We start from the raw sequence: 8994 nt of genomic DNA, 5'->3' as shown, positions 1-8994 counted from the left end.
CTATCAGTTCTCTTCCCGGGCTGTCTTTGGCTGGATTTTGTTTGAATTAAGATAGTGGTTGCGAGGATTTGGGTGAGCGGGCAGAAGTTTTCTGCTTGCTCTGAAAATATTGTAGATAGATATTTTTTATCCCAGTTTGATTCGTTTATCTTTTATTGTAAGCTGCTAACAGATTATTCCTAAACTATTATTACTGATTGGATACTACACTGGATTTCAAGTAAATTTGGTGCAATTATTATATTATTTTCCGCAATATTTATAAAATCAAATTTTAAATGCCGATTTTTTCATTTTACTATTACATATAGGCAGGTCAAATCATATTCCATATTCCCAGTCATTCTCGAGTAAGCAGAAGACATCAGCTTCTGTCCCCAAATCTCCTCCCCCTGTTTAATTCATCTTCTCCAGCCACATCACAGAAGCCATTGCTCCCAATAAGGCATATTTGTGGTCTCGGAGCAAGTGTTGGATGCGAGCGAATAAAGCGAACATTCAACACGCCGCGACTAAAATCACAAATATGCCTTATTGGGAGCAATGGCTTCGTCTGTTGTTTCTTAATGAATTAAATAGTAATTATGTAAGATGTTTCGGTGTTCCTGCCTGTGCGTAAATGGATATTTTTTCGCGTTCTCTCTTACGAATTCTTTCTGCACATTCCTTAATCTTATGGCAGATCCACATATAAGCAGTTGTTCCTTCTCTGTAGTCAGCTTCTGCATACATATTAATTCGTCCGTCCACCCTCATCTGTTCCACCTGCCGCATGGCTTCCATATCTCCATGTGGATAGATGGCAAAGGTGGCACCCTGATTTTTATTGACAAGAGAAAAGGCTGGAATATCACTTGGTCCGTCTGCGACATAAATCATGTTACGAAAAGGAACTCTTCTAAGCTCTTCTGGCATCTTCGTATTTACTTCAACTCCTTCATGGCGGTTAACTCCTTTATTGATTTCAAACAAAGCTCTCGTTTTACTGGTATTATCAATCGTATATCCAATCTCACTTATGATTTTTTCTCCATTTTCTATCTCTTCTTCTATCAATTCGCAGCCCCAGATTCCTTTTACATACTGTACAACTACAGAGCCTTTTATCACCTGGCTGAGTCCGGTACTTACGATATAATGTTCTACTTTAATATCATATTCCTGATAAATAGAATCTTCTTCAATTAACTTTCTCGTCTCTTCAAAAATTTCGGGAACCCCTTCATAAAAATGAAGATTCTTTCCAAAATCATAAAGCATCGCATTATTCAGTCCTTTAAAGATTCCCTTTTTGGCATAATGAATAAAATGATTGAGATAAATCGTATCAGGATTCACTCGAACCCCCTGCTCTACTCTGTATTTTTCCGGCAGAGAATTAACTTCTCTCCAAAATACAGAAGAATCCACTCCATAATGTTCAAAAATCGGTTCTTCCATATATCCATTAACTAAAGTCTTATCAAAATCCCAGACAACTGCGATAATATTTGCCATTCGGTTCTCCTTTCTGCTGAACTTGCTATAATTACTCTTCTAAAATATAGTATAGCACAAAATTCTGATTTGTGAGGCTGCAAAACAGACGAACTCCTGAAGCTAAATAAAGCATATTTGTGACTTTAGTCGCAGCGGTTTGAATGTTCGCTTACAGCGCTCACATCCAAACCTTGCTCCGAGGCCACAAATATGCTTTATTTAGCTTCAGGAGTTCTGTGCGTTGACAGCTCAGAAAACCAGTTGGAGGATTTTGGGGATTCCCCGAAAGGCTGTGATTTTATGAGAAAATACAATGAATCTATAATAGTATATTAAAAAGATAATATTTAAATTCGATTTTTCAAAGTTTTTATAGCGGATGTTTATGTTTACTCCTGCATCAACAAATCAGTGAAAAAATTTGAGAAAGTGAATCAAAGTAATATCTTTTTATACCATATTATAGAGAAGCTGATTTTTTTACAAATTCATAATATTCTGGAGAATCCCCAAATCTCTAACATGAATTCTGATTTTGTACCAATATCCACAGTCAGCCAGAAAAGAGAGCCTATCCCCTATATTTGCGGCCTCGGAGCAAAGTTTGGATACGAGCGTGTGTAAGCGAGTATTCAAACCGCCGCGACTAAAGTCACAAATATAGGGGATAGGCTCTCTTTTCTGGCGTCTGTTTCACAGCCTTACAAATCAGAATTCAAAGTTTCATTCATACTGCCTGTTCTATATCCTGTTAAGTCCATTGTAACGTAAGTAAATCCATATTCTTTGAAAGATTTCGTAATCAGATTTCGGTTGGTTTCTTCCACTAATTTCGGAAATTCTTCTGGCAAGATTTCAATTCGTGCGATTGTTCCGTGGATTCTTACTCGCACCTGATGGAATCCCATATCGAGGAGTAACTGTTCTGCCTTGTCTACCATTATTAATTTTTCTTCGGAAATAGTTTCTCCATATACAAAACGCGAGGAAAGGCAGGCAAATGATTGTTTGTTCCAAGTTGGCAGTCCTAAATCTTTTGAGAGGACACGAATATCAGCTTTATTTAATTTGCTGGCTCTTAATGGACTTTTAATCCCTAATTCTGCGACTGCCTGTAAGCCTGGTCTGTAATCGCCGTTATCATCAAAGTTAGAACCTTCTGCGATTGCCACTACATGCTCCTCTTTTGCTATTTTCCATATTTTTTCGAAGAGTTCTTTTTTGCAGAGATAACAGCGATTCTTTGGATTATGTCGGAAGCCTTCAATGTCTAATTCTTCGGATTCTACGACTAAATGACGGATACCTTCTTTTTCACAGAAAGCTTTTGCTTCTTTTAATTCTCGTTCTGGAAAAGAACAGGATTTTGCGGTAACTGCAATACATTTTTCTCCTAATGTATCATGTGCAACTTTCAGTAAAAATGTAGAGTCTACTCCTCCGAAGAAAGCTACCGCAACACTACCGAGTTCTTTTAAATAATTCTCTAAATCTTCTTTCTTTTTATTCTGTTCTACTGATGCCATAATAAAATCCTCCAAATGTTATATTGTCTGCATAGTACATTTTATTCCTACTTTGTCAATAGGTTTATATGTTGCTATGGATTCTATTTTTCACTTCCTGTAACGGAATATTATTCATGACATCCTCTTACTACTTTCTATGTATGAAAAATAGTGCTATAATTTAAGAAAATCTTTATTTTTCAGCATAGATCATATAGTAAATCTGCCAAAATAAATTTTTAATCTGGCTCTCACTTGATTCTAACTGTGAAATTATTAAAAGATTTTTAAACCTATTATAAAACCAGAACTAAAAAGGAGATTTTGACATGGATTACAGACGTTTTAAAGATACCATTTATCTCCGCCTTGACCCCGGCGAAGAAATTATAGAACAGATTGAAAAAGTAGCGAAAAAAGAAAATATTCAGCTCGCACAGATTAACGGATTAGGAGCACTTAATGACTTTACTACCGGTGTTTTTGACACGGTAGAAAAAAAGTTCCACCCTATTCACTTTGAGGGAGCTTATGAAATTGTTTCCTTGACAGGAACTGTCACAAAACAGGACGGCGAAGTATATCTTCATCTTCATATGGCTGCCGGGGACAAAGATGGACATGTGTTTGGTGGGCATTTAAGTATGGCCTATGTCAGTGCTACAGCTGAAATCCAGATTCAGATTAGCGATGGAGTAATTGACAGAAAATACGATAAAAAAATCGGCCTCAATTTGTTCGATTTTACTATTTAATTCATTAGACAAAGCCATTGTCCCGAATAAGACATATTTATGATTTATTCAGGACAATGGCTTTGTCTGTAGCCTATTAAACCAAACTTTATTCTTATATATGTTTTGTGTGTTATTGTTTATTCGTGTGTGTTAACTTATGTGGTTTTAATGTGTGTTGTTGTTTATTTATATTTCTTTATGTTTACGTTCGTATTATTCGCCAAAAACAGCTTTGTAATCAGCCTGGAATTTTACAATACCCTGATCTGTTAATGGATGTTTTGTCATCTGCTCAATTACAGAGTAAGGAACTGTTGCAATATCAGCACCAGCTAAAGCACAGTCTGTTACATGGATAGGATTTCTTACAGAAGCTGCGATGATTTCTGTATCGTATGCATAAATGTCAAAAATCTCAGCAATCTGTCTGATTAAATCAATTCCTGGCTGGCTGATATCATCTAATCTTCCGAGGAATGGAGAAACATATGTAGCACCTGCGTTAGCAGCAAGGATTGCCTGGTTTGCAGAGAAGATTAATGTAACATTTGTCTTAATCCCTTCTTTAGAAAGAACTTTTACAGCCTTTAATCCTTCTACTGTCATAGGAATTTTAACAACCATGTTTGGATGGATAGAAGCGATTTCACGGCCTTCTTTGATCATGCCTTCTGCGTCTGTTGTCGTAGCTTTCACTTCGCCACTGATTGGTCCATCTACGATAGAAGTGATTTCTTTAATTACTTCTGTAAAGTCTCTTCCCTCTTTTGCAATTAAGGATGGATTTGTTGTTACACCACAGATTACTCCAAGATCATTAGCCTTTTTAATGTCTGCTACATTAGCAGTATCCACAAAAAATTTCATTTGTTTAACCTCCATTTGTTTTTGCTTTGTTTGATGATATGAATATAACACATTTTAAAAGGAAATGCAAGCTTAAAAGCAAGAAAAAATAAGTAAAAATAAGTAAACAAAGCTTTTTTCTTGTTTTTATCCTCGAATCTTAACTTTTTCTCTCTTTTCACTGGAATAATTTCACGATTCAGGGTATAATGAAACAACAATATATTGGGAGGAACCTACTATGATGCAATTAGAACGCCAGAAAAAGATTCTGGATTATCTGAATAAGAATAGAAAAGCAACTACAAAGGAATTAAGCCAGCTTCTTGATGTATCCACCACAACAATCCGTACTGACCTAAACCAGATGGATAGGGAAAATCTTATTACAAAAACACATGGCGGTGCCGTATATAATGATAGAAGCCTTGATAACATTGAATTAACGGGGAGAGCATATTTCTTTGATGAAAGGGCTTTGGAGAATCAAAAGGAAAAAGAAGCAATCGCAAATAAAGCGATAAAATTAATAAAAAATCATATGTGTATTTACTTAGATGCCAGCTCTACCTGCTACACACTTGGAATGAAGCTCTCTGGTTTTACCAAACTTACTGTCATTACAAATGGAATCAATCTTGCTATGGCATTAAAAGATATTCCCGGTATCACTGTTATTTTAACCGGAGGAATCGTAACTTCCGTATCCTCCTCTATCGAAGGATTACTCGGGGAAGATTTATTGAAAAAAATTCATACAGATATCGCATTTGTATCTGCCCGTGGTTTTTCTGTAGAAAATGGTCTCACTGACTTCAGTATCTATGAAGCGGACTTAAAACGAAGATGTGTAAAATCCTCTGCTAAGACCATTGCGTTAATCGATCATACGAAGTTTAACACAACTTCTATTTCTAGTTACGCATCATTAGATGACTTGAATATGGTCATTACTGACTTTGGCCTGTCAGAAAATACAAAAGATATTTATGAAAAAGCTGGAGTGAATCTGGTTATTGCCAAAGAAATGAACTAATCAAATAGGAATTTGCCGCAGGCAAAGAGACGCCCCCAAAGAGAATCTGACCCCTATATTTGTGACTTTAGTCGCGGCGGTTTGAATGCTCGCTTTAAGCGCTCGCATCCAAACCTTGCTCCAAGGCCACAAATATAGGAGCCAGACTCTCTTCAGGGGCTGTGCTTTGGCTGTGTGGGGATACAAAGAGGTCAAATGCCACATCATTTTCCCACTATTGATAACCACATCAGCCTTCGACCATGTTGGTTCCACATAAAAATAACACTTCCTAAAATTGAGGAGCGTCTATTTTCTCCTACAAATCAGAACTTTCATCAAACTCGTAATCATTTCCTGGAAGGATAATGTTTAAGAGAATCCCTGCGATGGCTGCAATGGATAATGCAGTAAGTGTGATAGATGTTCCTGCTACTGTGAAAGTTAATCCATCACCAAATCCAAGTCCACACACAAAGATAACACCTGTGATAATCAGATTTCTTGACTTTGTGAGGTCTACTTTATTCTCGACAACATTACGAACTCCGATAGCGGAAATCATACCGTAAAGCATAAAGCTGACACCACCAATAATGGCAGATGGCATCGTACTGATAATCGCAGATACCTTTGGAATAAAGCTGATGATAATTGCAAGGCAGGCTGCAATACGGATAACTAATGGATCATATACATGACTTAACTCTAATACACCAGTATTTTCCCCATAAGTTGTATTCGCAGGACCACCGATCAAACCAGCTAATGCAGTTGCTACACCATCTCCAAGAAGGGTTCTGTGAAGTCCCGGATCTGCTAAAAAGTTTTTATTTACTGTTGCAGAAATGGCAGACATATCTCCAACGTGTTCCATCATTGTTGCGATTGCTATTGGAGCCATAACAAGAATTGCCGTCACATCAAACTTACAAATCTGGAATGGAGGAAGTCCTACAAAACCAGAAGAAGCTACAGATGAGAAATTCAAAATGGCAGAACCATCTGGATTGGTAAAGCCGGCTGCATTCATAATCAGCGCAACGATATAAGAAATCACAACTCCCATAAGGATTGGGATAATTTTAAACATACCCTTGCCCCATATATTAAAGGCGATAATTACTGCCAATGCCACAAATGCTAAAAACCAGTTTGTTGAAGCATTGGAAATTGCAGAAGATGCGAGACTAAGACCAATACAGATGATAACCGGACCTGTTACAACTGGTGGTAAATATCTCATAACACGCTTAATACCAACTAAGCAGATAATAAGTGACATTACTACATATAAAAGACCGGCAACCACTACACCACCACAGGCATAAGCAGCCTTTTCATTTGCACTCATTCCTGCATAAATTCCCGTATTCAAATGCGCTACTGTAGAAAATCCACCTAAGAACGCAAAAGAAGAACCGAGGAATGCCGGAACCTTCATTCTTGCACATACATGGAATAATAATGTTCCAAATCCTGCACAAAACAGTGTTACCGCTACCGTAAGTCCCCTTGTCGGATGTTCTCCACAGGCATCCATAAAATAACTATTGACCAGAATCGGTACTAAAATCGTAGCACCAAACATCGCGAACATATGCTGCACACCAAGAATCAGCATCTTCGGCAGGCCCAGCTTCTTCGCATCACGAATTACTTGATTTGATTCATTCATAAACTTTCCTTATCCTCTCTTGTTTTTCTCTGCTATTATACGGGGATAAAATGAGAAAAACAAGAGGGAATTTATTTCACATTCTTTCCTAATGCTTCTAATTTTTTCAGAATCTCTTCGTCTTTTGCAATATCATCCTTACCCATTGCACTATAAGACTCATGGAACAATACATTCCATGACAGATACTCTGCCATACACTCAAACTGTTTCCAAATCAACTCATACTGCACATTATCTACTGGCGCACCACCCACAACAATGAGTCCTACCTTTTTCTCTTTAATCTGCATTCCACGGCAATAGCATTTATCAATAATCAACTTTAACTGAGCCGTCATTCCCCACCAGTAAACTGGAGTAGTAAAAAGAATCATATCTGCTGCCGCAATCTTGTCAATCGTTTCATTTGTATCATCCTTGTCCACACAGCCTTTGTGACACTGGCAAGCTCCACAGCCCTTACAAGGAGCAATATGTAACTTTTCCGGATGAATTACTTCGATCTGGTTACCCTCAGATGCCCCTTTTATAAAAGTATTGATTGCCGTTAATGTATTTCCTTTTCTTGCACTTCCGTCAATAATTACAATTCTCATGATGTATACCTCTTTCTTTTAAAATCCGTTTTTCTATTTTTCTAATACCTTTAAAATTAGCCGCTCAAACGATTGTGCAAATCTCACATCGTCCTCTTCTGTCCGTTTTCTCGGTCCCTTCAGATGATTTTTATGAGAACTTCTTCTCGCCTTCTTATTCAGATGCCGTTCCATCAGCATCTGGTCAATATTGTCATTCGTGTACCATTTGCCCGACTGATGAATCGCATACGCACCCTTTCCGAGTGCCATCGCCGCCACTCCATAATCCTGCGAAACGACAATATCCCTCTTATGACAGATGCTGATTAATTTATAATCTACCGCATCTGCTCCTGCTCCGACAACAATTACTTCACTGTAATCCGAATACAAAATATGATTCGTATCACATAGTAAGGTAACTGGAAGGTTATATTTCTTTGCTGTTTTTTCTACTATGCCGACTACTGGGCAGGCATCGGCGTCTATGAATATGTGCATGGTAAAACTCCGTTGGTGAAGTACTCGACAATTGAATTACCGAGAATTCCCGCTTAATTCCCTAAAATTTATAAATAGTCATATTATCTACTTCTTTTCTTATCTGCCTGCAAAATGCTTCAGTGTATCTTGTAAATCCTCACTGAAATCTTCCAAATCTTCAAAAGTTATCGCTCCCTCATTCAGCAATGATAACATAGTGACATCCTCCCCCACCTGTAGGACGCCACTGAAAAAGTCCTTTTTACGTGTAAATCAATACAAAATAAAATATGTTTGTTGGTTTCACAATACTATATATTGCATGTAAAATTAGTTTTTCAGTGTCGTCCTGTAGAGGTGGGGGCTTCCCAACCTCGGCAAGTTTGGTTCTCGTTCGATAACACTTCTGTGCTAAGCATAAGCGAGCTATCCCCGTGTGTCCCACGGTTGTGTTATATTGTGTCAAGGTCATGCATTTACCAGCCGTATTCCCTCATTTCTGATATTTACCGCCGCATTTACATCTCTGTCATGATGGGTTCCACACTGCGGACAATCCCATTCTCTTATTGCAAGATTTTTTGTTTTTGCATTTTTGTAACCACAAACAGAACAGGTCTGGCTGCTTGCAAAAAATCTATCCACTTTCACAAGTTTCTTGCCCTGC

Annotated in this window: 9 protein-coding genes; 2 read left to right on the top strand and 7 right to left on the bottom strand. The window is 37.7% G+C overall.

Features of this window, described 5'->3' with window-relative positions:
- Positions 1-582: 582 nt before the first annotated feature.
- On the bottom strand, positions 583-1497 hold the full coding sequence (locus EUBHAL_RS03880; RefSeq protein ID WP_005345088.1) for an HAD family hydrolase: 915 nt from the start codon (positions 1495-1497) through the stop codon (positions 583-585).
- 683 nt (positions 1498-2180) lie between these two features.
- Positions 2181-3005, bottom strand: coding sequence for an ATP-dependent sacrificial sulfur transferase LarE (gene larE, locus EUBHAL_RS03875; protein ID WP_005345082.1), 825 nt, complete (start codon positions 3003-3005; stop codon positions 2181-2183).
- A 311-nt stretch (positions 3006-3316) separates the two neighbouring features.
- Here larE and EUBHAL_RS03870 point away from each other — a divergent pair, with 311 nt between their 5' ends.
- A complete protein-coding gene (locus tag EUBHAL_RS03870) occupies positions 3317-3742 on the top strand; it encodes a PPC domain-containing DNA-binding protein (RefSeq protein WP_005345080.1) in 426 nt (141 codons plus the stop codon).
- Positions 3743-3937: 195 nt separating this feature from the next.
- On the opposite strand, the gene fsa is transcribed toward EUBHAL_RS03870, so the two are convergent.
- Positions 3938-4591 (bottom strand): fructose-6-phosphate aldolase, encoded by a 654-nt coding sequence (gene fsa, locus EUBHAL_RS03865; protein WP_005345078.1) that lies wholly within the window; start codon positions 4589-4591, stop codon positions 3938-3940.
- A 220-nt stretch (positions 4592-4811) separates the two neighbouring features.
- On the opposite strand from fsa, the gene EUBHAL_RS03860 reads away from it, so the two are divergent.
- The gene (locus EUBHAL_RS03860; protein ID WP_005345074.1) at positions 4812-5606 is read left to right on the top strand and encodes a DeoR/GlpR family DNA-binding transcription regulator; all 795 of its coding nucleotides are present in this window, start codon (positions 4812-4814) and stop codon (positions 5604-5606) included.
- 298 nt (positions 5607-5904) lie between these two features.
- Here EUBHAL_RS03860 and EUBHAL_RS03850 read toward each other — a convergent pair whose 3' ends face one another.
- The 4 genes from EUBHAL_RS03850 to EUBHAL_RS03835 form a co-directional block, all read right to left on the bottom strand.
- Positions 5905-7263 (bottom strand): uracil-xanthine permease family protein, encoded by a 1359-nt coding sequence (locus EUBHAL_RS03850; RefSeq protein WP_005345067.1) that lies wholly within the window; start codon positions 7261-7263, stop codon positions 5905-5907.
- Between the two features lie 71 nt (positions 7264-7334).
- Positions 7335-7862: a flavodoxin family protein gene (locus EUBHAL_RS03845; protein WP_005345066.1), complete on the bottom strand. Its 528-nt coding sequence runs from the start codon at positions 7860-7862 to the stop codon at positions 7335-7337.
- Between the two features lie 33 nt (positions 7863-7895).
- Positions 7896-8345: a YaiI/YqxD family protein gene (locus EUBHAL_RS03840; protein WP_005345064.1), complete on the bottom strand. Its 450-nt coding sequence runs from the start codon at positions 8343-8345 to the stop codon at positions 7896-7898.
- 450 nt (positions 8346-8795) lie between these two features.
- On the bottom strand, positions 8796-8994 hold a 199-nt coding region (locus tag EUBHAL_RS03835; RefSeq protein WP_005345062.1), incomplete at its 5' end, for a zinc ribbon domain-containing protein.

Source organism: Anaerobutyricum hallii DSM 3353, assembly GCF_000173975.1.
GTDB lineage: Bacteria > Bacillota > Clostridia > Lachnospirales > Lachnospiraceae > Anaerobutyricum > Anaerobutyricum hallii.
The sequence above is the reverse complement of the archived record's forward strand: the minus strand, read 5'-3'. Positions and strand labels throughout refer to the sequence as shown.

What these genes read in the sequence shown, in the direction of transcription:
- EUBHAL_RS03880 (WP_005345088.1), bottom strand. Translation starts at nt 1,497, where the DNA reads ATGGCAAATATTATCGCAGTTGTCTGGGATTTTGATAAGACTTTAGTT.
- larE (WP_005345082.1), bottom strand. Translation starts at nt 3,005, where the DNA reads ATGGCATCAGTAGAACAGAATAAAAAGAAAGAAGATTTAGAGAATTAT.
- EUBHAL_RS03870 (WP_005345080.1), top strand. Translation starts at nt 3,317, where the DNA reads ATGGATTACAGACGTTTTAAAGATACCATTTATCTCCGCCTTGACCCC.
- fsa (WP_005345078.1), bottom strand. Translation starts at nt 4,591, where the DNA reads ATGAAATTTTTTGTGGATACTGCTAATGTAGCAGACATTAAAAAGGCT.
- EUBHAL_RS03860 (WP_005345074.1), top strand. Translation starts at nt 4,812, where the DNA reads ATGATGCAATTAGAACGCCAGAAAAAGATTCTGGATTATCTGAATAAG.
- EUBHAL_RS03850 (WP_005345067.1), bottom strand. Translation starts at nt 7,263, where the DNA reads ATGAATGAATCAAATCAAGTAATTCGTGATGCGAAGAAGCTGGGCCTG.
- EUBHAL_RS03845 (WP_005345066.1), bottom strand. Translation starts at nt 7,862, where the DNA reads ATGAGAATTGTAATTATTGACGGAAGTGCAAGAAAAGGAAATACATTA.
- EUBHAL_RS03840 (WP_005345064.1), bottom strand. Translation starts at nt 8,345, where the DNA reads ATGCACATATTCATAGACGCCGATGCCTGCCCAGTAGTCGGCATAGTA.